At 67.8% G+C, this 24,614-nt stretch carries 23 protein-coding genes; 15 read left to right on the top strand and 8 right to left on the bottom strand.

Annotation, left to right across the window (positions count from 1 at the left end):
• Positions 1 to 430 precede the first annotated feature (430 nt).
• The 3 genes from R9B84_RS27685 to R9B84_RS27675 all read left to right on the top strand — a co-directional run bounded on the left by R9B84_RS27685 (position 431) and on the right by R9B84_RS27675 (position 4,498).
• On the top strand, positions 431 to 2,680 hold the full coding sequence (locus tag R9B84_RS27685; protein ID WP_423763173.1) for a protease pro-enzyme activation domain-containing protein: 2,250 nt from the start codon (positions 431 to 433) through the stop codon (positions 2,678 to 2,680).
• A gap of 162 nt (positions 2,681 to 2,842) precedes the next feature.
• Positions 2,843 to 3,739: a LysR family transcriptional regulator gene (locus R9B84_RS27680; protein WP_423763172.1), complete on the top strand. Its 897-nt coding sequence runs from the start codon at positions 2,843 to 2,845 to the stop codon at positions 3,737 to 3,739.
• 126 nt (positions 3,740 to 3,865) lie between these two features.
• On the top strand, positions 3,866 to 4,498 hold the full coding sequence (locus R9B84_RS27675; protein WP_423763171.1) for a LysE family translocator: 633 nt from the start codon (positions 3,866 to 3,868) through the stop codon (positions 4,496 to 4,498).
• Positions 4,499 to 4,598: 100 nt separating this feature from the next.
• Here R9B84_RS27675 and R9B84_RS27670 read toward each other — a convergent pair whose 3' ends face one another.
• The 4 genes from R9B84_RS27670 to R9B84_RS27655 all read right to left on the bottom strand — a co-directional run bounded on the left by R9B84_RS27670 (position 4,599) and on the right by R9B84_RS27655 (position 8,476).
• Positions 4,599 to 5,027: a VOC family protein gene (locus tag R9B84_RS27670; protein WP_423763170.1), complete on the bottom strand. Its 429-nt coding sequence runs from the start codon at positions 5,025 to 5,027 to the stop codon at positions 4,599 to 4,601.
• Between the two features lie 186 nt (positions 5,028 to 5,213).
• On the bottom strand, positions 5,214 to 6,164 hold the full coding sequence (gene yddG, locus R9B84_RS27665) for an aromatic amino acid DMT transporter YddG (protein WP_423763169.1): 951 nt from the start codon (positions 6,162 to 6,164) through the stop codon (positions 5,214 to 5,216).
• A 240-nt stretch (positions 6,165 to 6,404) separates the two neighbouring features.
• Positions 6,405 to 6,794 carry a hypothetical protein gene (locus tag R9B84_RS27660; RefSeq protein WP_423763168.1) on the bottom strand — a complete coding sequence of 130 codons (390 nt, stop codon included), beginning with the start codon at positions 6,792 to 6,794 and terminating at the stop codon, positions 6,405 to 6,407.
• A complete protein-coding gene (locus R9B84_RS27655; protein WP_423763167.1) occupies positions 6,791 to 8,476 on the bottom strand; it encodes a purple acid phosphatase family protein in 1,686 nt (561 codons plus the stop codon). Before R9B84_RS27655 ends, R9B84_RS27660 begins: the two co-directional genes overlap by 4 nt.
• 325 nt (positions 8,477 to 8,801) lie before the next feature.
• Here R9B84_RS27655 and R9B84_RS27650 point away from each other — a divergent pair, with 325 nt between their 5' ends.
• From R9B84_RS27650 to R9B84_RS27620, 7 genes are all read left to right on the top strand, one after another.
• Complete coding sequence (locus R9B84_RS27650) at positions 8,802 to 9,101, top strand: YXWGXW repeat-containing protein (RefSeq protein WP_423763166.1); 300 nt, start codon at positions 8,802 to 8,804, stop codon at positions 9,099 to 9,101.
• A 249-nt stretch (positions 9,102 to 9,350) separates the two neighbouring features.
• Positions 9,351 to 10,136 (top strand): RNA polymerase sigma factor, encoded by a 786-nt coding sequence (locus tag R9B84_RS27645; protein WP_423763165.1) that lies wholly within the window; start codon positions 9,351 to 9,353, stop codon positions 10,134 to 10,136.
• Entirely contained in the window at positions 10,133 to 10,552 is a 420-nt protein-coding gene (locus R9B84_RS27640) for a hypothetical protein (protein WP_065501837.1), read from the top strand. Before R9B84_RS27645 ends, R9B84_RS27640 begins: the two co-directional genes overlap by 4 nt.
• The gene (locus R9B84_RS27635; RefSeq protein WP_423763164.1) at positions 10,549 to 11,052 is read left to right on the top strand and encodes a periplasmic heavy metal sensor; all 504 of its coding nucleotides are present in this window, start codon (positions 10,549 to 10,551) and stop codon (positions 11,050 to 11,052) included. Before R9B84_RS27640 ends, R9B84_RS27635 begins: the two co-directional genes overlap by 4 nt.
• Before the next feature lie 246 nt (positions 11,053 to 11,298).
• On the top strand, positions 11,299 to 12,702 hold the full coding sequence (locus R9B84_RS27630) for a DUF1800 domain-containing protein (RefSeq protein ID WP_423763163.1): 1,404 nt from the start codon (positions 11,299 to 11,301) through the stop codon (positions 12,700 to 12,702).
• Positions 12,703 to 12,704: 2 nt separating this feature from the next.
• Positions 12,705 to 13,862: a DUF1501 domain-containing protein gene (locus tag R9B84_RS27625; protein ID WP_423763162.1), complete on the top strand. Its 1,158-nt coding sequence runs from the start codon at positions 12,705 to 12,707 to the stop codon at positions 13,860 to 13,862.
• Between the two features lie 59 nt (positions 13,863 to 13,921).
• Positions 13,922 to 14,140 carry a YXWGXW repeat-containing protein gene (locus R9B84_RS27620; protein WP_423763161.1) on the top strand — a complete coding sequence of 73 codons (219 nt, stop codon included), beginning with the start codon at positions 13,922 to 13,924 and terminating at the stop codon, positions 14,138 to 14,140.
• Positions 14,141 to 14,333: 193 nt separating this feature from the next.
• Here R9B84_RS27620 and R9B84_RS27615 read toward each other — a convergent pair whose 3' ends face one another.
• Together R9B84_RS27615 and R9B84_RS27610 are read right to left on the bottom strand one after the other, a co-directional pair.
• Positions 14,334 to 15,527 (bottom strand): tyrosine-type recombinase/integrase, encoded by a 1,194-nt coding sequence (locus R9B84_RS27615; protein WP_423763160.1) that lies wholly within the window; start codon positions 15,525 to 15,527, stop codon positions 14,334 to 14,336.
• A gap of 187 nt (positions 15,528 to 15,714) precedes the next feature.
• On the bottom strand, positions 15,715 to 16,890 hold the full coding sequence (locus R9B84_RS27610) for a helix-turn-helix transcriptional regulator (protein WP_423763159.1): 1,176 nt from the start codon (positions 16,888 to 16,890) through the stop codon (positions 15,715 to 15,717).
• Between the two features lie 224 nt (positions 16,891 to 17,114).
• Between R9B84_RS27610 and R9B84_RS27605 the strand changes: the two genes are divergently transcribed.
• Positions 17,115 to 17,495, top strand: a complete 381-nt coding sequence (locus R9B84_RS27605) for a DUF4377 domain-containing protein (RefSeq protein WP_423763158.1) — start codon at positions 17,115 to 17,117, stop codon at positions 17,493 to 17,495.
• Between the two features lie 9 nt (positions 17,496 to 17,504).
• Here R9B84_RS27605 and R9B84_RS27600 read toward each other — a convergent pair whose 3' ends face one another.
• Positions 17,505 to 18,893 carry a DHA2 family efflux MFS transporter permease subunit gene (locus R9B84_RS27600; protein ID WP_423763157.1) on the bottom strand — a complete coding sequence of 463 codons (1,389 nt, stop codon included), beginning with the start codon at positions 18,891 to 18,893 and terminating at the stop codon, positions 17,505 to 17,507.
• Positions 18,894 to 19,211: 318 nt separating this feature from the next.
• Positions 19,212 to 19,562: a VOC family protein gene (locus R9B84_RS27595; protein ID WP_423763156.1), complete on the bottom strand. Its 351-nt coding sequence runs from the start codon at positions 19,560 to 19,562 to the stop codon at positions 19,212 to 19,214.
• 260 nt (positions 19,563 to 19,822) lie between these two features.
• On the opposite strand from R9B84_RS27595, the gene R9B84_RS27590 reads away from it, so the two are divergent.
• From R9B84_RS27590 to R9B84_RS27575, 4 genes are all read left to right on the top strand, one after another.
• Positions 19,823 to 20,962, top strand: coding sequence for an LLM class flavin-dependent oxidoreductase (locus R9B84_RS27590; RefSeq protein ID WP_011355016.1), 1,140 nt, complete (start codon positions 19,823 to 19,825; stop codon positions 20,960 to 20,962).
• Between the two features lie 165 nt (positions 20,963 to 21,127).
• Positions 21,128 to 22,321, top strand: coding sequence for an acyl-CoA dehydrogenase family protein (locus R9B84_RS27585; RefSeq protein WP_423763155.1), 1,194 nt, complete (start codon positions 21,128 to 21,130; stop codon positions 22,319 to 22,321).
• 10 nt (positions 22,322 to 22,331) lie between these two features.
• Complete coding sequence (locus R9B84_RS27580; protein WP_423763154.1) at positions 22,332 to 24,089, top strand: FAD-dependent oxidoreductase; 1,758 nt, start codon at positions 22,332 to 22,334, stop codon at positions 24,087 to 24,089.
• Positions 24,089 to 24,607 (top strand): flavin reductase family protein, encoded by a 519-nt coding sequence (locus R9B84_RS27575; RefSeq protein ID WP_262544922.1) that lies wholly within the window; start codon positions 24,089 to 24,091, stop codon positions 24,605 to 24,607. The genes R9B84_RS27580 and R9B84_RS27575 overlap by 1 nt, the downstream gene beginning before the upstream one ends.
• The last annotated feature ends 7 nt before the right edge of the window (positions 24,608 to 24,614 follow it).

The raw sequence follows: 24,614 nt of genomic DNA, 5'->3' as shown, positions 1-24,614 counted from the left end.
CAGCCAGCCTTCAATCTCCCGAGATTGAAACGTCAAAGATTGCCAGACATCTTCCGGATCGACTCGTGGGATGCAACTATGGCGTCGTCATCCCGCTCCGCGCACTTCAGCGAGCTGACTGATTTTCGACTTGTCGCACACGAACATGATCGCTTTATCCGTAACAGGCCATTGTTGCGGTGGTTTTTCATGAGTCGATTCCGCAGTCCCTACGACTGAAGAAATCCCGTCGTCAGTGCCATGAGCACCCCGAAACTCTGAAACAGAGAATAAGGGCGTGAAAATTCAGATAATTAAACGAAAAATGAGACCTAATCCGATAAAGACCAAGTATTCAGTCCGTTCCGTGCTTGCTTCATGTGTCGCGCTGGCACTTGCGGGTTGCGGCGGTAGCAGCAGTCCATCGGCGTCCACTGCCCAGGCATACAAGGTGTCCGCGCTGCGTGCCGCGGGCAACACGGTCAGCGCGGTACCGTTGACTGCGACGGCACCCATTCACGTTGCGCTGATGCTCAAGCTCAACAACGAGGCCACCCTGGACGATTTTCTGCGGCAGACGAAGACGCGCGGCAGCGCGAACTTCGGCGCCGTGCTCACGTCGGCACAAGTCGCCGCACAATACGCGCCTACTGCCCAGCAGGTGACGACCGTGAAGGCCTATCTGCGAAGCAATGGCTTCACCAACGTCACGGTCGCCGGCAACAACATGATGATCGAAGCCGATGCGCCGGCCAACGTGGTGTCCAGCGTGTTCCAGACCACGCTGGTATCGGTCGCGATGGCGGACGGTACTCGGACGCACATCAATACCGCGATGGAAACCGTACCCGATGCGATCAGCGGGGTGGTTCGGTCGGTTCTGGGGCTGGATACGGCGACCCGCCTGCATACGCATAGCATCCCGGCGTCCGTAACAACCGGAGCACCCAGTGCCAGCGCGCCGACACCAGCGGCCGTCACCGGCGGCCATAACCCGACGGCTTTTCCTGCAATCTATTCCGTCGGTAGTGCGTCGACGGCCGGCAATATCACGGTCGGCATCATCGCCGAAGGCAACCTGACTCAGCCCCTGGCCGACCTGACGACCTTCACGAACAACAACCAGTTGCCCACCGTTCCCGTTTCGGTGATCAATGCCGGTACACCCAGCGGCGATACGAGCGGGAATTCGGAATGGTCGCTCGATAGCCAGAGCATCGTCGGCATGTCCGGCGGCGTCAGGCAGCTCAATTTCTACGTTGCTTCGTCGTTCGCGTGGAGCGATATGGCCGCCGCCATCAACCGGGCCGTATCCGACAATTCCGCGCGGGTCATCAACATGTCCATTGGAGGATGCGAGAGCTTTGCGCCCACGGCATCGATCGATCAAGTGCTCAAGCTTGCCGTCGCACAGGGGCAGACTTTCTCGGTCAGCACCGGCGATTCGGGCAGCGTTGCCTACGGCTGTTCCGGCACATCGGTGGAATATCCGGCAAGCTCGCCCTATGTCGTGGCCGTGGGCGGCACCACGCTGTACACGAACGGGGACGGCAGCTATGCCGGTGAAACCGCGTGGGGCTCCGGCGGCGGCGGCATCAGTGTGGTCGAACCCATTCCGTCCTGGCAGTCGAACGTATCTCAGCTCAACGGGCGAACCTACCGGGGCTTGCCTGACCTTGCGTTCGATGCAGACCCCAACAGCGGGGCAATGATCATCGTTGGCGGACAACTGCAGCCATGGGGTGGCACGAGTCTGGCCGCACCGTTGTTTGCCGCGACGTGGGCGCGCATGCTCTCCGGCAGTTGCGCGACCAACCTCGGATTCGCCGCGCCGACCTTGTACGGCTTCGAAGCAACTACGCCGTCGATCTTTCGCGACATTACCAACGGCTCGAACGGCGCATACAGCGCGGGTTCCGGGTGGGACTTCGTCACGGGCTGGGGCTCGCCCAGCGTGAGCGTATTGCATTCCGCGGTATGCGTTCCGACGTCGCCGATCTATGGGGGGAGCATCAGCGAAGGCACAACGCTGAATCCGGGGCAGATACTGTACTCGCCGTCAAGGAATCACGAGCTCGTCATGCAGTATGACGGCAATCTCGTGCTCTACAACGTGACCAATGGCGCGGCACTGTGGAATTCCGGCACTTCCGGAAATGCTGGCGCCTACGCCGCGTTCCAGACCGATGGCAACTTCGTGATCTACGGTGCGAACGGCAAGGCGCTTTGGTCGTCGTCGACCAATGGCACGTCTTATGGTCAATATCTTGCTGTACAGGACGACGGCAACATGGTGATCTACGAGTCGCAGGTGCCGGTCTTCGTCACGGCGACCACCACGACCGGTTATGTGAACTCGTCAAGCGGTCCTGCCGTCTGGAGCGGGGGTGTCACCATCAGCAGCGGCCAGAACTTTACGTCAGGCAACGGCGCGAACACCCTGGTCATGCAGGCCGACGGCAATCTGGTGCTGCTCCGTCAGGGCGTTCCGCAATGGAATGCCGGTACGTTCGGTCATACGGGCGCCTATGCGACGATGCAGGCGGACGGCAATCTCGTGGTTTACAGTTCGGACCACACGCCTCTCTGGAGTTCAAATACCTCCGGGAATCCGGGTGCCGCCACCTACGTGCAGGATGACGGTAACGTCGTGATCTACACGCAAGTGCCGCACTGGAAGACCGGCACGACGGGAACCTAGTTCCGTTGCGCCGATTCCTGGCGCATGCAGACGTGAGTCGCGTGGCCCGCCGCAGGTTGTCGCTGCGGCGGTTTTTTTTTAATCGTTCCGTGTACTTCAATGCAATTCACGACATCTCTCCATATCATGTGAAAAACACATGCACCGAAACAAGGAGACCCGATGACGCTTGCCCAGTTGCAGGCACTGGCCGCCGTAGTCGAACTCGGCTCGCTCACGGCCGCGGCCGACCGGCTCAGTCGCAGCCAATCCGCGATCAGTCACGCATTGACCGAACTGGAAGACATCACGCAGGTCAAGCTGCTCTGGCGTGACCGGCAGCCGGTCGTCCTGACGGCGGCGGGCGAACGCCTGTGGCCGTACGTCCAGAACGTGGTGCGTGAAGCGCAGATGCTGCGCCAGCAGTTCAGCCTGTCGCGCGGCAAGCTCGAAGGAAAGCTGGTGGTCGCGTCGCTGCCGAGCGTCTCGCTGGCATTCGTCGTTCCCGCGCTCGAGGCGTTGAAGGAGATGCACCAGGGCGTGTCGGCGGTGCTGCTCGAAGGCACGGACAGCGAAGTCGAAGGGTGGATCGACGACGGTACCGCGGACGTCGGCGTGGTGGCCGGCGCCAAGACATTCGCACACAATCTGCCGCTGCTCGACGAGGATTTTGTCGCGGTGGCGGCGGACGGCATGTTCGATGGCCGCAAGAGCGTGTCGGCAAAGCAATTGTCCGCGGCGCCATTCATTTTCTCGAAGGCAGGGTGCGGGCCGCTGATCGCGGATTACTTCGCGCGTGGCGGTGCACCGCTTCGGGCCGCGTTCAACGTGGTCGAGATGCGCACCATTCTTTCGATGGCGGAGGCCGGCATGGGTGTATCGATCGTTCCGCGCATCACGCTCACGTATACGCCGTTCGGCGGCCGCGTGCTGGAACTGTCGCCGAGGCTGCATCGTTCCGTGCGGTTGTCGTGGAACGTGGCCGGCAACGCGGTCACCGACGAATTCGTGAGGCTCGTCGACGCACAACGCGTCAAGGCCGGGAAAACGATCCAGACGCGCGCGAAAAAGGGCAGGTAACGCGCAGCCGGCACGATGAAAAGCGCTCATGGGCGGCTTGCAGTTTATTCATGTTGAAGATGGTCGAGATGCAATACATTGTTCGAACCTCGTCAACTTGACTGCTCTGCCGCGAAGGAGACTGCCGTGCCGGCCTTGCCCACCCTGTTTGCGTTCGGACTCGTGTCGCTCGGCATGGTGCTGACGCCCGGACCGAACATGATCTACCTGGTGTCGCGCTCGATCTGCCAGGGCCGCCGCGCAGGGCTCATATCGCTCGGCGGCGTCGCGCTGGGGTTCGTTTTCTACATGTTTTGCGCGGCGCTGGGCATCACCGCGCTGGTGCTGACCGTGCCGTATGCGTACGACGCATTGCGCTTTTCCGGCGCGCTCTATCTGGCGTACCTGGCGTGGCAGGCGCTCAAGCCGGGCGGCCGCTCCGCGTTCCAGGTCAGGCAGTTGCCGCACGACAGCCGCGTCAGGCTCTTCACGATGGGTTTCGTCACGAACCTCGCGAATCCGAAGATCGCGGTGATGTATCTGTCGCTGCTGCCGCAGTTCATTTCACCGGGGCACGGCAGCGTGCTCGCGCAATCGCTGGCGCTCGGCTGCGTGCAGATCGCGGTGAGTGTCAGCATTAATGCGTTGATCGCCTGCATGGCCGGTTCCATCGCGGGTTTTCTTGCCGGCCGGCCGGTCTGGGCGTCGGTCCAGCGCTGGTTGATGGGTACCGTGCTGGCCGGATTGGCGGTGCGTATCGCGCTGGAATCGCAACGCTAGCGATGACGGGTTGAATGGCGCAAGCATCGCGTCGATGCCTGCCGACGCGCAACAGGCTTCGGCGAACGCGTGCCAGGCAGCGGAACAGACGTTCCGCTCGCTATGCGTGTCGCTTGGGATTCCATGCCTTATGGACGAACTCGAGACGGTTGCCGTCGAAGTCCGCCACGTTGGCGGCGTAGTAGCCGGGGGCGAAGTAGGTGCGATCGGCCGGTTTTCCCTCGTCGGTGCCGCCGGCCTTGATTGCAGCCGCGTAGGCGGCGTCGACCAGTTCGTTGCTGTCGCAGACGATTCCGAGGTACAGGCCGGTCTCGCCGGGCTTGCGTTGACGCAGCCAGATGCTTGACCCGACCGCCGTTCCGTTGCCGTACATGTCGTCGCCGATGCCGTAAAGATCGGGGACGCCCGCGGGGCCCGATGCGGAGTCGTAGTTGCCGAATATGCGCCAGCCGAGCGGCTTCAACGCTTCAACGTAGAAGGCCAGCGACTTGTCGATGTCGGTGACGGAGAGGTAGACGTGGTCGATCATTGGGTGGCCTTCGACGTGGGGGATGAGTATCGTTTGTTCATACCGATACCTGACGCAGCAAACCGGCGGATGCGCTGCATGAACCCGAATCCACCGCGTTTGCTCGTCTGACCGGAAGCTGAATGCGTCGCGACGCCAATCTAGCAGCCCGACGCGAATCTGGCGAGCGCGCAACGAGCGGCATCGTCACCCGCGGCAATTGCCCTCGGCATCCTTCGCGAGTCGAACGGGCGCTGGCTTTTCACTGCGTCGGCTGCGCGTCGCGAGCCAGCACAGGATCGATCCGCCGCACACCATCAATGCGCCTTGCCAGAATTCGACCGACAGCGGCGCGTGCAGCAGCGTCGCGGCGAGCGCGGCGGCGAGCACCGGCGTCAGGTACGACGCGCCGACGATGATCGTCACGTTGCCGTGCATGATGCCGGTGTTCCATGCCGCATAACCGAACCCCAGCGCCGATGCAGCCAGCACGATATAGAGGACCGCGTGAAGGCTGAACGTCATGGCGCCGCCACCTTCGATCGCGAATTTGATCCAGAGCGCCGCGGCGACCAGCATGAAGAACGGCGTGACGCCGTTCTTGCCGTCGGCCATGCGCGCCGTCACCGTGCAATAGCCGGCCCAGATCAGCGCGCCGACGAAGGCGAGGCCATAGCTCAGCGGATTGTCCGCGACGTTGCGCAGCATGCCGGCCGGATCGAGGCCCTGGTCGCCGCCGAGCACCCAGCAGATGCCGAGCATCGACAACAGAACGCCCGGCACGACCAGCAGGTTGGCGCGCTGCTTGTTGAACACGATGGCCGCGACCAGCGTCAGGCTCGGCCACAGGTAGTTGACCATCGCGACTTCGATCGCCTGCCGGCCGTTGCTCGCATACCCGATCGACAGCGCCAGGCACAGCTCGTACGAGGCGAACAGCAGCCCGCCCCAGAGCAGGTAGTTTTTCGGGAACTTGCTCAGGTCGGGGAAGCCGATCGTAAACAGCAGAAGCACGGACGCCACCGTATAGATCATCGCGGCGCCACCGGTCGCACCGAGACTTTCGCTGACCCCGCGAACGAGGGCAACCACCGAGGCCCACAACAGCACCGCGCCGAGCCCGACGAGCGTTGCCTTGTTCCTGTTCTTGCGCTTCATGCTTCCTGCCTGTTTCAACATTCAAATTCGATTTCGGATGATTCGGTTCCGCTCGCGTGTGCCGTCGTCGCGAACGGAAAAATCCGGTTGCGGCCGCAACCGGCAATGCAATGCGGCAATTACGCCGGACACGCGTAGTTTAAAGGTGGCGAGCCGGGGCGACCGAGCGGCGGACGTTGGCGGGGGAACAGCCGGGTGCGCGCGGCCGACTCAGGTGCGTGTGCGGAACGCGATAGCCGGTCAAGCATCGTCGATGCGCCACGCCGTACCGATTGCCGACAATGCGCGTCCGATCGAGTCGAGCATGGCGTCCCGCGTCGGCCCGAGTGTCGTGACCAGGAAGAACCCGTCTTCGTCGGTCGACAGGCCGATCAGCGGCCAGCCGCCGGTGTCATCGCGAATTTCAAGCTGTCGTTTGTCGGGATCGACGTCGATGTCGCCATGCGTTTGCCGTAGTGCATCCGCGATTGCATCGAATGCGTCGGCCGACGGAGGCGTGTGGATGCGGTATTCGAAACTCATCTTCATGGGCCGGGGTGCGACGCACGCAGTGTAACCCGCTTCATCGCACGCCCATTCCTCGATGGCAATGCAACCGGCGCCCGCCGCAGCGGGCGCCAGCCCGATCACCGCTCGTGCCGCTTCTTGCTCAGCTCGATGGTCTCGAACAGTTCGTACTGCGCGGTCGGGTGCTGGTCGGCGCCCGGCGCATGGTAGTAGCGCATCGTGATCGTCGTGTGCCCGCCCGGCTTGCCCGGGTCGTGGTCGAACACCGCGATCCCGTAACCGGTGCCCGTATCGCGGCGCGCGGACCAGATCGCATCCTCGAGCGCATCGGCCGGGTGCCGCACGAACGTGTTCGGCGCGGTGCCAGGCACCGGCCGGTTCGGCTTCGTGAACACCTTCGCCCGCGCAAAGCCGGTCGACGGGTTTTCGCCGTACACGTCGAGCGGCGCGCTGGTGCCGCCGCCGCCGAGGATCAGGTGGATCGTGCCGTGGCTCGTGTCGAACTTCGTGCGGTCCGGGTCGTTCGAGCCGACCGGACGCGGCTGCAGCGTCTCGACCACTTCGCCGGTCGTCGCGTCGACGCCCGCGCGGTGATTGCAACCGCGCACCGGGTAGCTGCGCTCGTAGTCGTGATCGTGGCCGCACAGCACGAGGTCGACGCCGTAACGGTCGAACAGCGGCAGCCATGCCTCGCGAATGCCTTTGTCGGAACCGTTGCCCGTCTTCGACGAACTGAGCGCGTCCTGGTGCATCTGCACGACGATCCAGTCGATGTCGTCGTCATGCGCCGCATGACGCAGCGTGTGTTCGAGCCAGCGCGTCTGCTCGCCGTTGCTGTAGCCGCGCACGTAGAACGACGTGCCGGGCTCGATCGGCGGGCGGCCCGTGCTCGCGGCCGGCACGAGCGGAGCGGGGCCGCCGACGAACGCGGCGGCGTCCTGGTACACGACGTCATCGGCGTCGAGCGACACGAACAGCACCGAGCTCACGCGGAAGCTATACCAGCGGCCCGGGAAGTGCGTGCCGTTCTCCGGCAGCGTATAGCGCGCGAGATACGAGTCGAGCCCTTGCGGACCGTTGTTGAACTCGATCTCGTGATTGCCGGGGCACGGCATCCACGGGCGATTCGCGGCCGACGTCTGGTTGTTGTTGCCGAAGTCGCGCCACACCTCGGGCTGGTGCGCGGGGTTCAGGTTCGCGTAGCAGAGGTCGCCGTTCAGCAGGTGGAACAGCGGCTGGAACTGCTCGACGGCCTGCACCGCGAAGCGGCTCTGCGGCGACGACAGCACCCATGCACCGTTCGGCGTCGCGAGATCGCCGTAGCTCGTGAAGCGGAACGGCGCGCGGCCGCGCGGCGCGGTCGAAAAATTCGCGGCGAACGGCTGCGCGGCGTTGCTGTCGTTGTCGGCCGTGATCTCGTAGCGGTAGCGCGTATCCGGCTTCAGCCCGTGCACGCGCGCGTGGTACGCGAACACGGTTTCGCCGTTCAGGCCGTCGGTGTACAGGCGCTGGACGCCGTGCACCGTGCGCGGCGGCTCGCCGTCGGCGACGATGCGCGCGCGCGGATTGACGGCCGGTGCGAGCGACGCCCACGAGATCACGACTTCGGACGTCGGGTCGTTGCCCCACGTCAGGTGGACCTGTTCGGGCGTGCCGTCCGGATTCGACGCAGCGGCCCGGGCGGCCGCGAGCCCGCCGGCAGCGGTGGCAAGGCCGGATACGCCGGCCAGTTTCAGGAAGCCGCGACGAGACACCGAGGCGGCCGGCTCGTTCGGCTGATCAGGGAGAGTGTCCTGGTTCGACATGGTCGTAGTTTTCGTTGATGGGGGCGCGAGAGATGGAACCGCGCGGCCATGCGCGAGCGCGGCCGGGGCGTGGGCCGGAAACGAGCGGGATCCCGGTGACACGCATTGTCGAAGGGCAGTTTTGCCGGGTTGTGACAGCACGGCATTCCTGCATGCGCGGCGGCCGATGCGCAGGCGCGTGCATTGCGCGGCATCCGGCCCGCGCCAACGCGCGTTCGGTCCGGCCGAAATTTATTCGCCAACACCGCGACGGATTTCTCTCGCCCGCTCCGTTTAACGCATGAACGACTGCTTCCGGTCGATGCCCGTTACTTCGGAGTCTTTCATGAATCTTTCTGTTCCATTGCGGTTTGCCGCCGGATGCGTGGCCGCGCTGGCGGCGTCCGCCGCATTCGCGCAGGCCGTCATCGTCGCGCCTTACGCACCGCCGGCGCCGCGCGTCGAAGTGATGCCGGCGCCGCGCGCGGGCTACGTGTGGGACCAGGGCCACTGGCACTGGCGGCAGGGCCGCTACGTATGGATTCCGGGCCACTGGCAAGTGGTGCGAGTCGGTTACCACTGGGTGCCCGGACACTGGGCCGCGCGCGGCCCGGCCTGGCGCTGGGTGCCGGGCCACTGGGCCTGATGCGCACGCCGCCGTGCGGCACATCGTGCCGGCGCGGAGGATCCTTCACGCAACGTCATGAGTCGAAGCCATGCCTTTTCGAACCATCGTGATACTGGCGGCCGCGGTCATCGTGCTGGCCGGCTGCGTCGTGGTGCCGGCGCGTCCGGTGTATTACCGGCCCGCGCCGGTCGTCGTATATTGAGTGCGCCGGCCGACGGTCGCGCGACCGGGCGACCGGGCGACTTGTGACCGGCCGACAGGATCGATATGCCGCGCGACACGGATGTCGATGAAACGGGCATGGCCGACGCCGTGTGCGACGCCGCGCGCGAAATGCACGGCGCCGCCGAACCGTCGGCGTGGCGCCGCGCGGCGATGGCCCGACGCATGCAAGGAGAGCACGACGATGAGCTTCAGCCGGGCGGCGGGCAGACCTGCCGGCACAGGGCGGCGCAATCGCGCTGCGCGACGGAGCAGGCGGCGTTGAGCGATCGCGGCGACCGCGATCCGGACGCGGAACTCGTCGCGCGCGTCGGCGCGCGCGATTCATCGGCGGTGCGCGTGCTCGTCGCGCGCAAGCTGCCGCGGCTGCTCGCATTGGCGACGCGTATGCTCGGCGACCGGAACGAAGCCGAGGACGTCGCGCAGGAGACGTTCTTGCGAATCTGGAACCAGGCGCCGCGCTGGCGCGAAGGCGAAGCGCGCTTCGATACGTGGCTGCATCGCGTCGTGCTGAACCTGTGCTACGACCGGTTGCGCGGCCGGCGCGAGGAGCCCGTCGATACGTTGCCCGACGTGCCGGACCCGCAGCCGGAGCCGGCCGCGCATGCGGAGCTGCGCTCGCGCGATGCGCGCGTGCGGCAGGCGCTCGCTGCGTTGCCGCCGCGGCAACGGGAAGCGCTCGTGCTCCAGTACTATCAGGAACTGTCGAATGTGGAAGCGGCCAACCTGATGGGCATCACCGTCGATGCGCTGGAAAGCCTGCTCGCCCGCGCGAGGCGCAACCTGCGCGCGCAACTGGCCGGCGACCCACCTAGCGAGGACAAGCGATGACACCCGAACGATTTCGTACCATCGTCGCCGCATACGGCTCGGACGCGCGGCGCTGGCCGGACGGCGAGCGCGCGGACGCCGAGGCGTGGGCGCGCGCGAACCCGCGCGACGCGCTGCTGGCACTGGACGATGCGGCCGACCTGGATGCATGGCTCGCGTACGACACGGTCATGCCGCCCGCGCCGGCGCTCGTCGAGCGCATCGTCGCCACGGCGCCCGCGCCGCAACGCGCGCGGCGGCGCGGCACCGTGTGGTGGTCGGGCGCGGCGTTCGCGGGCGTTGGCCTGGCTGGCGCGCTGGCGGGCGCGGTGGCCGTGTCGATGCTGATGCTTGGCAGCGTGCCGACGTCACTGCACGAACCGGGCTATCTGACGACGACCTTCGGCGGACCGAGCGTCGACGGGAGCGACGAATGAGCGAACGCGGCTGGAAATTCATCCTCGTCGGCTCGGTCGTGCTGAACGTGTTCATGCTCGGCGCGATCGGCGGCGGCGCGTATCAGTGGTTCTCGACGCATCGCGACCTGCACGCGGAGGGCGCGCCCGCGCAGCGCACCGCGTTGCGTTTCGCGGCGGACGAATTGTCCGATACGCGGCAGCACGAGTTTGCCGCCGCGCTGAAGGCCGCGCGCAAGAACGGCCGCGATTTCGCGCGGGAAGGGCGCGATGGCCGGATCACCGTGCTGGACCTGCTCGCCGCGCCGCAACTCGATCGGGCGGCGATCGACGCCGCACTCGACCGCACGCGTGCGGCCGACACTGCAATGCGTGCGCAGGTCGAGCGCAGCGTCGTCGATTTCGCGGCGACGCTGACGCCCGAAGAGCGCGTGAAATTCGTCGACGGGTTGCAGCACAGCGGCAACTGGCGTTTGCCGCCGAGACTGCAGAAGAAGCCGGACCCGCCGGCGAGCGAGTAAGTAAGCATCAGGCAGGGCGATACGCGATACGCGTGTCGCCTGCTCTCGCGTTCGGTCACGCGCAATGCGTGCACGGGATGAATCGTTTCGCTGTTGCGTGTCGATGACTTGCGCCGTTGCCGCGCATCACCGCCACCGACTTTCCCGTTCCTCGCTTCCCCGATCCAAAAAATATTTGCCATCCCCGCGACGGATTTCCCGGCGTGCCCGCGTTAAACGTGGGTACGCACCGCAAGAGAGCCCGTCATGGACCACCCGAACGACACTACGCCGGCCGCGATCGCGCTGAACCGCTTCGGTCTCGGCGCGCGGGCCGACGAAGCGCCGCCTGCCGACCCGAAGGCGGCGCTCGTCGCGCAATTCGACCGTTACGACGCGCGGCCCGCCGCGTGGGCCGGCGAACCGGACGCGGTCGCGCTCGCAACGCGCTTCGCGAACGCGCGCAACGCGATGACGGGCGACGACGCGACCGCAAAGCGCGCGACCGCGCAATCGATCCGGCGCGACGGCTACGACGCGTATCGCAGCGCCGTCGCTGCACGGTTGAACAGCGCGCTGAACACGCCTGCGCCGTTCGTCGAGCGTCTCGTGCATTTCTGGGCGAACCATTTCGCGGTGTCGGTCGACAAGGGGCAGGTGGCTGCGTACGCGGGCGCGTTCGAACGCGACGCGATTCGTCCGCACGTGCTCGGCCGCTTCGAGGACATGCTCGTCGCCGTCGAACAACATCCTGCGATGCAGATCTTTCTCGACCAGGCACGCTCGGTCGGCCCGGACAGCCCGGCCGCATTGCGCGCGCAAGCACGCAATCCATCCGCGAAGCGCGGGCTCAACGAGAACCTCGCGCGAGAAATCATGGAACTGCACACGCTCGGCGTGCGCACGGGCTACACGCAAGCCGACGTGACGGAATTCGCGCGTGCGCTGACCGGCTGGAGCCTCGCCGGCGGGAACGGGCCGCAGCCGGGCGATGCCGCGCCCGGCGCGTTCGTGTTCCGTCCGAAGCTGCATGAACCGGGCACGCGGACGGTGATGGGGCGCACCTACGACCAGCCGGGCGAAGCGCAGGCGCGCGCGGTCCTGCACGACCTTGCGCGGTCGGACGCGACGAGCCGGCATATCGCGTTCCAGCTTGCCCGTCATTTCGTCGCCGACAATCCGCCGCCCGCGCTGACCGACCGGCTGGCCCGCGCGTTCGACGCGAGCGGCGGCGATTTGCCGACCGTCTATCGCGCGCTCGTCGATGCGCCCGATGCATGGTCGCCGGTCAACCGCAAGTTCAAGACGCCGTGGGAGTGGGCCGTATCGTCGCTGCGCGGGCTCGGCTGGCGCGAGATGGACGATCGGGGCGACCTGAAGGCCGCTCCGCTGCTCGCGCAGCTCGGCCAGCCGGTGTGGCGGCCGGGCTCGCCGGCAGGCTATGACGACGTGGCCGCGAGCTGGGCCGCGCCCGATGCGCTCGTGCGCCGCGTCGAGATCGCGCAGCGCCTGGCCGCGCGCACCGGCGACCGGCTCGACCCGCGCACGCTCGGCAACACGCTGCTCGCCGGTTCGATGAGCGCGCCGACGGCGACCGCGCTGTCGCGCGCGGAAAGCGCGACCACGTCGCTCGCGCTGCTGCTCGTATCGCCCGATTTCCAACGGAGGTGAACATGGCACTGTCCCGCCGACAATTCCTGAGCGTTGCCGCCGCCGGCGCAGGCGCGATCCTCGTCGCGCCGCGGATCGTGTTCGCGAACGTCGAGACCGACCGGCGCTTCGTGTTCGTGATCCAGCGCGGTGCGGCCGACGGCCTGAACATCGTCGTCCCGTATGCCGAACCCGCGTATGCGTCGCTGCGCGGTGCGCTCGCGATCGACCCCGCGGCCGCCACGCGGCTCGACGGCACGTTCGCGCTGCATCCGTCGCTCGCGCAGACCGCGCAGCTGTACCGCGACGGACAGGCGCTGTTCGTCCATGCGATTGCGTCCCCGTATCGCGACCGCTCGCATTTCGACGGGCAGAACGTGCTCGAAACAGGCGGCCGCGCGCCCTATCAGGTGAAGGACGGCTGGCTGAACCGGCTCGCCGCGCTACTGCCGGCGACGCGCGAAAGCGCGATCGCGTTCGCGCCGACCGTGCCGCTCGCGTTGCGTGGCACCGTACAGGCCGCTTCGTATGCGCCGTCCGGTTTGCCGGCCGCGCCGGACGACCTGCTCGCGCGCGTGTCGGCGCTTTACGAGGCCGACGCGCAGCTCGGCCCGCTGTGGCAGTCGGCGATGGAGGCGCGCGGCCTCGCCGGCGACGCGCATGCGCGGCAGGATCCTGCGGGTGTCGGCAAGCTTGCCGCGACGTTTCTCGCGCGCGACGACGGCCCGCGGATCGCGATGATCGAAACGGGCGGCTGGGACACGCACAGCGCGCAGAACGCGCGACTCGCGAATCAACTGAAAGCGCTCGACACGATGCTCGCCGCGCTGCGCGACGGCCTCGGGTCCGCATGGCAGCAGACCACGGTGCTGGTCGCGACCGAGTTCGGCCGCACGGCCGCGGCGAACGGCACGGGCGGCACCGATCACGGGCAGGCGTCGGTCGCGATGCTCGCCGGCGGCGCGGTCGCGGGCGGCCGCGTGATCGCCGACTGGCCGGGGCTGCGGCCGGGCGACCTGTACGAAGGCCGCGACCTGAAGCCGACCGCGTCGCTCGACGCGCTGATCTCGGGCGCGACCGCCGAAAGCCTGCGGCTCGATCCCCGCCGCACCGCGTCCGCGCTGTTCGCGGAAAGCGGCGCGACGCGGCCGATGACCGGGCTGATTCGCGGGGCTGCGTGACGCGGGGCGTTGTTGCGTTCGTCCCCGCCGATCGATGACACAACAAGGGAGAATCGAAGATGAAGATCCGAACCGTTTCGCTTGCCGTGCTGGTGTGTGCGAGTGCCGTGCTGATGTCCGCCTGCGTGGTGGAACCCGTGCGCCCGCCGCAGCCGGCACCGCTCGTCGAAGTGGCGCCGCCGCCACCGGCACCTGGCTATCGCTGGGCGAAGGGGCATTACCGATGGGCCGGCAATCACTGGGCATGGGTGCCCGGGCATTGGGCGGCCGTGTACTGATCGACAGTGGCCGCAAGCGCATCGACGCGCTGTGCGGCCAAATCGACGTGCCGGCGGAAAGCGATCGCGCGAAGTGCCGCAGCAACGGTGGCCTGGGCGGGCTCGAACTCGATCACCGTGCGTCGATGCGAAACGCAAGCCGACGTCGATATCGACATCGGCGGCACGCCATCGCGAGCAGTGCGCGGAGCGCCTACCACCCGATCCGGTGCTTCTCCTCCGTTTCGCGATGGCGCCAGTCGTCGTCCGCGTGCAGGTACTGGCTCGTCGTCGTGAGCGACACGTGGCCGAGGTTGTCGCGCACGAGCCGCAGGTCGACGCGGCCGTCGGCCATATGCGAGCCCGCGCTGTGGCGCAGCCAGTGCGCGGACGCCTGTTCGAGCACGCGCGCCTGTTCGTCGCCGGCTGCGCCGTTCGCGCGCAGCCGGTCGGCCGCGTGCCGGAACACCTGCTTCACGATCCGGTGCAGCGCCGCGCGCGTGAGCGGCTTGCGCGCCTGGCCGAGCGGCAGCACGAGCGGCGTGGGCTCGCCGTCGGACGGCAGCGCGGGCAAGCCGTGCGCGCGCCGGTAGCGCGACAGCTCGGCCATCATTTCGTCGGTGGCCGGCACGAGCCGCTGCCGGCCGCCTTTGCCCGTCACGTCGAGCCACCAGCGGTCGTGCCCGTTCGCGTCGCGCCGGCAGAAGAACTGGCCCATCGTCGTGTCGGCCGCTTCGGTGATGCGCAGCCCGCCGAGATACAGCAGCGTGAACAGCCAGCGCGCGCGATCGGCATGGAAGCATGCACGCGCGTCGTCGCGTGGCATCGCGGCGATCGCGTCCTTCACCGACTGCCACAGCGGTTGCCCGAGATGGCGCGTGACGCGCGGCGCGGGCCGGCGCTGCCGCTGCCGCGACAACGCGAGCGGATTGCCGGCGAGGTAGCCGGCCTGCACGAGCCACGAGAACATCACGTTCAGGATCACCAGCGCCTGCCGCTGGCTGGCCGCCGACAGCGGCCCGTAGAACGGCCGCCAGCGCGGGTCGTCGCGCGGATGCTTGCGGCCGCCGTTCGCGCGCCAGACGTCGGCCGGCGCGGGCGCGAGCAGGAACTGCCGGTAGACGACGAGATCCTCGTGCGTGAGCGACGACAGCGGCTTGCCGCACGCGATCACGGCCCACAGCAACAGGCGCTCGGCTTCCTTGCGGTAGTTCTGGAATGTGGTCGGCGTATCGACGAAGCGCGCGAGCCATGCGCGCACGGCGTCGAGATCGTTGGTCGCGGCGATCTGCGGGTGCGCGCTGCTCGAGCGGTTGGTGCCCGCGCGTCCGTCGAGTGCGGCCGGCACGGTCAGCGTATCGATCGGCAGCGGGCGCAACGCGGCGTCGGACGGAACGGGTGAGGTCATGCGGAGGGGAGCGCAGTGCGTGCCGCGCGGGCGTGGTCAGGCGGACGAACGCAGCGCGACAAAGCGTATCGGGAAGCGCCGATGGTACACGATCGTCATGCGGTGAATCGGCCGTCGACGGCGATTGACGGACCGGCGACATGAGCGACGCGACCGCACGACGAACGTATCGCACGGCGCGAACGCATCACCCCAGCGACAGCACGCTGTTCAGCAACGTCCGCACCAGCGTCGCCTGTCGCGTGACGCCGGTCTTCGAAAAGATCGCACGCAAATGCGAGCGCGCGGTGTTCTTGCTGATCGCGAGCGCGTCGGCCGCTTCCTCGAGCGTCTGCCCGTTGACGAGCGCGAGCGCCAGCGCGGTTTCGGCCGGCGTGAGGTCGAACAGCTTGCGCACGATGTCGTGCGACGCCTGCGACTTGCGCTCGGCATCGCGGATGAACACCGCGCATGCGGGCCGGCGCGGATTGTCCTCCGACCATTCGCTCAACGGGACTGCGCGGATCAGCACGCCGAGCCGCGCCTTGCCGGACGGGCGCGGCACCGCGATCGCCTGCACGACCGACGGCACGCCGCCCGCGCGTTCCGCGAGCACCTGGCGGATCAGCTTCTGCAGCTTGCGGTCCTCCAGCGGATACGACGCCTCGAGCGCGCCGCCGCGCACGCGCAGGCCGTCGCATTCGGCGAAGATCTCGTCCGCGACGGAATTGGTTTTCATGATCGCGCCGCGCTCGTCGAGAATCGCGGTGCCGACGAGCATGCGGTCGATCGTGCTCGCATACAGCGTGCGCTCGGATTCGACCATCCCGAACTTCGCGTGCAGCCGCACCGCGCGCTTCAGGTGCGGCAGCAGCGCGTTGCAGGCGGCCTTGTCGGTCACCGAGAACGCGTCGCCGCGATGCGGACGGCACACGCGGAAACGGCACTCGATGCCGTCATGCGTGCGCAGGTCGGCGCCCATCAGGTAACCAACGTCGTGCGGTTTCATGAACTCGCGATACATGGTGCTGCTGCGCCAGACACCCAGGCCGAGCAGCTCGTCGACGGTGACGACGTGGTCGGTCGGCAGGTTCACGAACGGATCGAGCGCGTAGTAATAATTGTTGTACGACGCGACGCCCGTCAGCGGCGCACTGTGCTCGGACGCATTGATCATCAGCCCCGCGTGGCCGCTGGCCGGCCAGCGCAGGATCATCGTCACGTAGTTCGCGTGCAGGTGCGCGCGGATCTGTTCCAGCGCGCCGCCCCACGGCACGTTTTCCAGCGGGCCTTCGTAGATTGTCGTGAGCAGCGCGTCGAACTGCTCGAGCGTCAGTTTCGATCGGGCGAGGTGCGGCGGAAGGGCCGGGGGCGCCGTGGTCATTCGGGTTGTCTCCTGTTGCGGCCGCCGGGTCGCGAGGCGCCCGGCGTGCATGTGCGGACCGCCGGCGGCGAGGTGCGCGGCTGAACCGGAACACGGTAACGTGTCGGCGCACGCGCGACATCGCACGAATGAGGGTGGCGGATCGCCTCCTGTAAGCTGTTTGTGAACTTTCCCGCCGCGCTGTTCGTCTAAACGCCCCTCCAACGCTTCCAGAGGAACATCAGATGATTCGCCAATCCAGAGCGCTGCTCGGCGCCGCCGTCATTGCCGGCACCACGCTCCTCGCCGGATGCCAGACCGACGCGGTCGCCACGGCGCCGAACGCGACTCGTCCGGCCGACGGCCGGCCCGTGATGAAGACCGTCTATGTCGCGCCGCAATCCGCGCGATGCACGGGCGTCGCGCCGATGGAATGCCTGCAGGTGCGCAGCAGCCCAGGCGAGCCGTGGAGCCTGTGGTACGCGGGCATCGAGGGCTTCGCGTACCAGCCCGGTTACCTGTACACGCTCGAAATCGACGAATACCGCGTCGCGCAGCCGCCGGCCGACGGTTCGTCGATCCGCTGGGTGCTCAAGCGCGTCGTCGAGCGCCGCCAGGCGAACTGACGGCCGCGTTCACGCGGACGATCGCGCCGCCGCACCGGCCGGCGGCGCGGCCGTATCGATCCGCCGGAACACGACGGACGACAGCAGCGTGACGGCGCCCATGCACGCGAACGACAGCATGAACCCGTGCCCCATCGAGCCCCACCACGCGGCGAACAGGTTGACGAGCCCGCCGCCGATCGACACACCGAGCCCCATCGCCAGCATCTGCATCATCGTGAACAGGCTGTTGCCGCTGCCGGCGTCGGCATGCGACAGCCCCTTCAGCGTCACGCCGTTCATCGCCGCGAACTGCATCGAGTTCGCGGCGCCGAACACGATCAGCAGCACGATCTCCAGCACCGGCGCGGGCCGCACCGACACCAGCGCGAACCCCGCGATCGCACCGCCGACGATCCCCGTATTCACGACCAGGAACGTCGCGTAGCCGAAGCGCTTCACGAGCGGCGCAATCCAGCGTTTCGCGATGACGCCCGCGATCGCGGCCGGCAGCATCATCAGCCCCGACTGCAGCGGCGTATAGCCGAGTTGCACCTGCATCAGCAGCGGCAGCATGAACGGCACCGCGCTCGTGCCGATCCGGCACAGCAGGTTGCCGAGCAGCCCCGAACCGAAGTTCGGCTCGCGGAACAGCCCGAGCCGGAACAGCGGCTGCGCGCGCCGCCGCGCATGCGGCAGGTACGCGAGCGCGCTTGCCAGGCCCACCACGGCGAGCCCGGCCGCCCAGGCCGCGCGATGCGCGGGCATCGGCGGGTCGATCGCGAGCGACAGCGCGATCATCGCGACCGACAGCAGCGCACAGCCGACGAAGTCGAACGGTGGCGGCTGTTTCGCGTGGTCGTGCGGCAGGTAGCGCTGCACGGCGACGTAGCCGACCACGCCGACCGGCACGTTGACGATGAACACCCAGTGCCATGAAATCGCCTGCGTGAGCCAGCCGCCGAGCGTCGGCCCGACGATCGGGCCGAGCTGGCCGGCGATCGACACGAACGCGATCGCCGCGACGTACTGTTCGCCCGGCACGCGGCGCAGCACGGCGAGCCGCCCGATCGGCAGCAGCATCGAACCGCCGATGCCCTGCACGGCGCGCGCGACGACGAGCTGGCCGAGCGTATGCGATGCCGCGCAGCCGATCGACGCGAGCACGAACACGAGAATGGCGACCGAGAACACGCGGCGCGTGCCGAACCGGTCGGCGAGCGAGCCGGACGCCGGTGTGAGCATCGCCATCATCAGCGTGTAGGCGACCACGACGGGCTGCATCGCGAGCGGCGACGCATGCAGGCTTTGCGCGATCGAAGGCAGGGCGGTGTTGACGATCGTCGTGTCGAGCGACTGCATGAAGAATGCAGCGGCGACGATCCAGAGCAGCGCGGAGTGTGTGGGTTCCCGGGACATGGCGAAATGGTGGTGCGAAGGCCCGGCGCGGGCGGCGCCGTTGCGCGGTCGCGCGGCGCCTGCCGGTCTTCGAACGCTCGATGGTACCGATTCCGGTGGTCATCGGGAAGCCGCCTGAAGACATTGGCTGTCATCGACCATGCCGATGGCGATGCGCGATGCTCGATTCCGCCTGTCTCAGGACGTCCGCAACCGTCACGACCTGCCGCAGCTTCACCGACTCGGGGCGGCAGCTCGGGCTCAACCGTTCGAGCGTCGGCGAACACATACACGTCAGGCATGCGATGCGCCCGCATCCCGCACGCGCACCGCGCTTCGTCATACCGACCGTTTCTGCGAAATCACGAGCAGCGCGCCGTTCTTGTCCTCCAGCACCGCGCGGTATTCGTGCGGCCCGGCCTGCACGGGCACGCGCACCGACGCGCCGGCCTTCACGACCCGCGCCATCGCCGCGTACAGGTCGTCGTCCTCGTCGACGCGCAGCGTCAGCGCCGCGCGCTCGACGATCTGCTCGTCGCCGGCGACCAGCGCGATCGTCAGCGGGCCGCCGTCGAGCGCGCAATAGCGGTCGCCGTCGCGGAATTTCACGTTCAGGCCGAGTCCGTCGACGAACAGCGGCAACGCCGTGTCGATGTCGTCGACCGGATACAGCAGCATCGATACCTTCATCCCGGTTCTCCCTTGTTGTGATGTGGGCGGCGTGCAACGTGCCGTCGTTCGATGCTAGCGCGCCGTTCGCGCGCTCACGCAGTCCGATCGGATGACCGTGAAACCCCTCTGTCCCCGCAGGCGTGCCGTTACTCCAAACAGACGATGCCCGCGCCCGCCCGCGCGCCGACACTCCCATTCGTGGACCGTCGCTATTCGTCCGTATCGTGCGGGCGGGCCGCACGACCCCGACTCGTCCAACACACATGGAGACGCACGCAATGAAGTTTTCCCTTATCTACGAAGCCCAGACCACCGACGCGTCGCGCGAGGGCGACCACCGGGTGTTCAAGGAGACGGTCGAACAGGCGTTGCTCGCCGAGCAGGTCGGCTTCGACACGATCTGGTGCGTGGAGCACACGTCGCTGACCAACTATGCGCACATGAGCGCGCCGGAAACCTTCCTTGCGTACCTGGCCGGCCGTACGACGCGCATCGGCCTCGGCCACGGCGTCGTGTGCCTGCCGCCGGCGATGAATCACCCGATCAAGGTTGCCGAGCGCGTCGCGCTGCTCGACATCCTGTCGGGCGGCCGCGTGCATTTCGGCGTCGGCAAGGGCGGCAGCCAGCAGGAAGCCGGCGCGTTCGGCTACGACCTCAACGAACTGCAGCCGATGATCGACGAATCGATGTACCTCGTGCCGAAGATGTTCGTGCAGGACGAGATCGAGCACGACGGCAAGTACATCAAGATCCCGAAGCGCCCGATCCACCCGAAGCCGTTCCAGGATCCGCATCCGCCGATGTACCTCGCGTGCACGAACACCGACGCGCTGCTGCGCGCCGGCCAGCGCGGGATGGGCGCGCTGGTGCTCGGTTTCGGCGGCCCGGACGAAGTCGCGAAGAAGAACGCGGTGTACCGCGAAGCGTGGGCGAACCGCAAGCCGGAAGACCAGGTCGGCTTCCGCCCGACCCAGCACCTCGCGGCGCTGTGCCCGACGGTCGTGATGGCCGACGGACAGGCCGCCCGCAAGATCGGCATCCGCGGCCAGCGTTACTTCATGGAATCGCTCGCGTACTGGTACACGGGCGGCGAGCGTCCGGACCCGGCGAAGTGGGGCGACGACCTCGTGCAGGCCGACACCGGCGAGATGGTGATCCGCTCGCGCTTCGCGTCGGAGGAAGTCGTCGTGAACTTCGCCGACCCGGCGCTCGCGATGATGAACCCGAACCACGCGTACGGCACGGTGGACGACTGCATCGGTTATGTCGGCCGCCTGCAGGAAGCCGGCGTCGACGAAGTGCTGTTCCTGTGCCAGATGGGCACGGTGCCGCACGAAGCGCAGATGGAGACGATTCGCAACATCGGCGAGCACGTGATCCCGTTCTTCAACAAGGAGAAGGAACGGGCCTGCGCGTAACGCGGGCCGGGCCGTGCCCGTCGTCCCTTCGGACGATGCGGCGCGGCCGCGCGACGCCGACCATCGACGGTGGCGAGCATCGCCCGCGGCCAGGCCGCGCAGAACAACCATGAACGAGAGCGGGGCAGGCGCCGCGGCGCACGCCCCGTTTCACAGGAGACATTCGTGCATCGCGACAACGATTCGAACGCACTGGCCGCCTCGCTGATCGACCGGGCCGAGGCACTGGCGCCGACGCTGGCCGGCCGCGCCGCGCAGGCGGAAGCGCAGGGCCGCATCCCGGCCGAGACGATCGCCGACATGCAGGCCGCCGGCTTCTTCAAGGTGCTGCAGCCGAAGCGCTACGGCGGTTACGAGCTCGATCCGCAGGCCTTCTTCGACATCCAGATGGCGCTTGCGCGCGGCTGCATGTCGACCGCATGGGTGTACGGCGTCGTCGGCGTGCACAACTGGCAGCTCGCGCTGTTCGACGAGCGCGCGCAGCAGGACGTGTGGGGCAACGACCCGGCGACGCTGATCGCGTCGACCTACATGCCGGTCGGCCGCGTGACGCCGGTCGACGGCGGTTTCCGCCTGTCGGGCCACTGGAAGTTCTCGAGCGGCAGCGAACTGTGCGAATGGGTGTTCCTCGGCGCGCTGGTGCCGGCAGCCGTTGCCGGCCAGCCGCCCGAATACCGGACCTTCCTGCTGCCGAAATCCGACTACCGGATCCAGCAGGACTGGGACGTGCTCGGCCTGCGCGCGACGGGCAGCCACGACATCGTCGTCGACGACGTGTTCGTGCCCGCGTACCGCACGCACAAGGCGATCGACGGGATGATGGGCACGAGCCCCGGCCTGGCAGTCAACGACGCGCCGCTGTTCAAGCTGCCGTTCGCGCAGATCTTCGTGCGCGCGGTGTGCACGTCGTGCATCGGCGCGCTGCAGGGCGCGCTCGACGATTTCACCGGCTATGCGGCGACGCGGGTGTCCGCGAACAGCGGCGCGAAGACGACCGACGATCCGGGCGCGCAGAACGCGTGCGCGAATGCGGCCGTCGCGATCGACGAGATGAAGGTGCTGCTCAAGCGCAATTTCGCCGAGCTGATGGCGTCGGTGACCGGCGGCCCGGCCGTGTCGATCGAGCGCCGCGTGCATTTCCGTTACCAGTCGGCGCAGGTCGCCGAGCGCTGCGCGCAGGCCGCGAACGCGCTGCTGCGCTACGCGGGCGGCAACGGCATCTATCACCGCAATCCGCTGGTGCGCCGCTTCCTCGACCTGCATGCGGCCCGCGCGCACTACGCGAACAACGTGGACCGCTTCGGCCAGAACCTCGGCGCCGTGATGCTCGGCCGCGAGAACACGGACTTCTTCATCTGACGAGGCCGCGATGAACGACACGCAAGCACAGCAATACGCGTTCGACGTGGTGGTCGTCGGTTCGGGCGCGGGCGCGCTGCTCGCCGCGTGCCGCGCGGCCGACCGTGGCCTGTCCGTCGTCGTGATCGAGAAGACGGCACTGTACGGCGGCACGTCGGCCGTGTCGGGCGGCGGCATCTGGGTGCCGTGCAACCACCATATCGCCGAGCTCGGCGCGACCGACACGCGCGAGGCCGCACGCCGCTACATCGATGCGTGCGTGGCCGGCGCGTCGACGCCCGACAAGCTCGACGCGTATCTCGACCAGGCGCCGGAGATGCTGCGCTACCTGGAATCGAAGACGCCCGTGAGATACCAGTCGCTGCCGAAGTACGCGGACTATTACCAGAAGGTGCCGGGCGCGATGCCGGGTTATCGCGCGCTCGATCCGCTGCCGTTCGACGGCGGGCTGCTCGGCGACGAGTTCGACCGGCTGCGGCCGCCGTCGCCCGGCACGCTGATCGGCGGGCGCGTGGCGGTGACGTCGAAGGAGGCGCACACGCTGTTCTCGCGCGGGCCCGGCTTCATGAGACTCGCGATTGCGCAGTTCGGCCGCTACTGGCTCGATCTCGGCATGCGCCGCCGCACGCGGCGCGACCGGCGCCTGACGCTCGGCAACGCGCTGATCGGCGGGCTGCGCCGCGCGCTGCTCGAGCGCAACGTGCCCGTGTGGCTCGACACGCCGATGCGCGACCTGCTCGATGTGGACGGCCGCGTGACGGGCGTGCGCGCGCAGCGTTTCGGGCAGCCCGTGACGATCGCCGCGCGGCGCGGCGTGATCCTCGGCGCGGGCGGCTTCGAGCGCAACCAGCCGATGCGCGAACGCTACCTGCCGCAGCCGACGCAGGCGCAGTGGAGCGCGACGCCGCCGTCCAACACCGGCGACGCGATCGCCGAAGGCCACCGGCTCGGCGGCGCGCTGGCGCTGATGGAGCACGTATGGGGCGCACCGACGGTCGGCGTCGCGGGCGAGGAGAAGCAGCGCGCGCTGTTCGTCGAACGCAACCTGCCGGGCTGCGTGATCGTCAACCGCCTCGGCAAGCGCTTCGTCAACGAGGCCGCGCCGTATTCCGAATTCGTGCCGGCGATGTATCGCGATCATGCGCGCACCGGCGCGAGCGTGCCGGCGTGGATGGTGTTCGACGCGCGCTTTCGCCGCAAGTATCCGTGCGGGCCGATCATGCCGGCGTCGATGATGCCCGATGCGCGGATTCCCGAAGCGTTCCGCGACGTGCTCGTGAAGGCCGACACGATCGACGCGCTGGCCGCGCGGATCGGCGTCGATGCGGCCGGGCTGCGCGACACGCTGCGCGACATGGCGCGTTACGCGGTCACCGGCGTCGACGAAGCGTTCGGCAAGGGCGACAACGCGTTCGACACGTACTACGGCGATCCGCGGAACCGGCCGAATCCGTGCCTCGGGCCGGTCGACCTGGCGCCGTTCTATGCGGTGCGGATCGACGCGGGCGACATCGGCACGAAGGGCGGGCTCGTCACCGACGCGCTGGCCCGCGTGTTGCGCGCCGACGGCGAGCCGATCGACGGCCTCTATGCGATCGGCAACACCAGCGCATCGATGATGGGCGCGAGCTACCCCGGCGCGGGCTCGACGCTCGGTCCGGCGATGACCTTCGGTTTCATCGCCGCCGACCACCTGGCCGCACAGGCGGCCGACGCCGGCGGCCGGCCAGCCCGGCCCTCCACGACTGAACTTGACGGAGTCCAATGATGAGCGATCTCACCACCCATCCGCTGCGCACCGACATGCTGCTCGCGATGCGCCGTCTCGCGCGCTCCGTCACGGTCATCAGCAGCGCGCACGACGGCCGGCGCTACTCGATGTCCGCGACGGCGGTCGATTCGCTGTCGACCGATCCGCCTTCGCTGCTGATCTGCATCAACCGCACCGCGTCGCTGTATCCGCCGCTCGATGCGGGCGCGCCGTTCTGCGTGAACGTGCTGTCGGCGCGCCACGAAGGCATCGCGATCGACTGCAGCGGCCGCCTGAAGGGCGAAGCGCGCTTCACGACCGGCGACTGGCACACGTCGCCGCACGGCGTGCCGTATCTGCGCGACTCGCAGGCGAGCCTCGTGTGCGAGCAGGACGGCCGCTTCGAATACGGCACGCATACGGTGTTCATCGGGCGCATCCGCGAGGTGCTGATGAGCGGCGACGTCGATCCGCTCGTCTATCTCGACGGCGCCTATACGACGCCCGGCGCGCCCGCGAACCGCGTGGCCGCGTGACGGCCGC

This window comes from Burkholderia sp. NLJ2 (assembly GCF_049487195.1).
Lineage (GTDB): Bacteria > Pseudomonadota > Gammaproteobacteria > Burkholderiales > Burkholderiaceae > Burkholderia > Burkholderia pyrrocinia.
Note: the sequence above shows the minus strand (reverse complement) of the source record. Positions and strands in the feature narration are given on the sequence as shown.

Bases quoted from the DNA above. Each gene is read 5' to 3' on its own strand.
- R9B84_RS27670 (WP_423763170.1), bottom strand. From the start codon at position 5,027: ATGATCGACCACGTCTACCTCTCCGTCACCGACATCGACAAGTCGCTG.
- yddG (WP_423763169.1), bottom strand. From the start codon at position 6,164: ATGAAGCGCAAGAACAGGAACAAGGCAACGCTCGTCGGGCTCGGCGCG.
- R9B84_RS27580 (WP_423763154.1), top strand. From the start codon at position 22,332: ATGAACGACACGCAAGCACAGCAATACGCGTTCGACGTGGTGGTCGTC.
- R9B84_RS27640 (WP_065501837.1), top strand. From the start codon at position 10,133: ATGACACCCGAACGATTTCGTACCATCGTCGCCGCATACGGCTCGGAC.
- R9B84_RS27620 (WP_423763161.1), top strand. From the start codon at position 13,922: ATGAAGATCCGAACCGTTTCGCTTGCCGTGCTGGTGTGTGCGAGTGCC.
- R9B84_RS27650 (WP_423763166.1), top strand. From the start codon at position 8,802: ATGAATCTTTCTGTTCCATTGCGGTTTGCCGCCGGATGCGTGGCCGCG.
- R9B84_RS27590 (WP_011355016.1), top strand. From the start codon at position 19,823: ATGAAGTTTTCCCTTATCTACGAAGCCCAGACCACCGACGCGTCGCGC.
- R9B84_RS27635 (WP_423763164.1), top strand. From the start codon at position 10,549: ATGAGCGAACGCGGCTGGAAATTCATCCTCGTCGGCTCGGTCGTGCTG.
- R9B84_RS27615 (WP_423763160.1), bottom strand. From the start codon at position 15,527: ATGACCTCACCCGTTCCGTCCGACGCCGCGTTGCGCCCGCTGCCGATC.
- R9B84_RS27600 (WP_423763157.1), bottom strand. From the start codon at position 18,893: ATGTCCCGGGAACCCACACACTCCGCGCTGCTCTGGATCGTCGCCGCT.
- R9B84_RS27595 (WP_423763156.1), bottom strand. From the start codon at position 19,562: ATGAAGGTATCGATGCTGCTGTATCCGGTCGACGACATCGACACGGCG.
- R9B84_RS27610 (WP_423763159.1), bottom strand. From the start codon at position 16,890: ATGACCACGGCGCCCCCGGCCCTTCCGCCGCACCTCGCCCGATCGAAA.
- R9B84_RS27625 (WP_423763162.1), top strand. From the start codon at position 12,705: ATGGCACTGTCCCGCCGACAATTCCTGAGCGTTGCCGCCGCCGGCGCA.
- R9B84_RS27605 (WP_423763158.1), top strand. From the start codon at position 17,115: ATGATTCGCCAATCCAGAGCGCTGCTCGGCGCCGCCGTCATTGCCGGC.
- R9B84_RS27630 (WP_423763163.1), top strand. From the start codon at position 11,299: ATGGACCACCCGAACGACACTACGCCGGCCGCGATCGCGCTGAACCGC.
- R9B84_RS27655 (WP_423763167.1), bottom strand. From the start codon at position 8,476: ATGTCGAACCAGGACACTCTCCCTGATCAGCCGAACGAGCCGGCCGCC.
- R9B84_RS27645 (WP_423763165.1), top strand. From the start codon at position 9,351: ATGCCGCGCGACACGGATGTCGATGAAACGGGCATGGCCGACGCCGTG.
- R9B84_RS27680 (WP_423763172.1), top strand. From the start codon at position 2,843: ATGACGCTTGCCCAGTTGCAGGCACTGGCCGCCGTAGTCGAACTCGGC.
- R9B84_RS27575 (WP_262544922.1), top strand. From the start codon at position 24,089: ATGAGCGATCTCACCACCCATCCGCTGCGCACCGACATGCTGCTCGCG.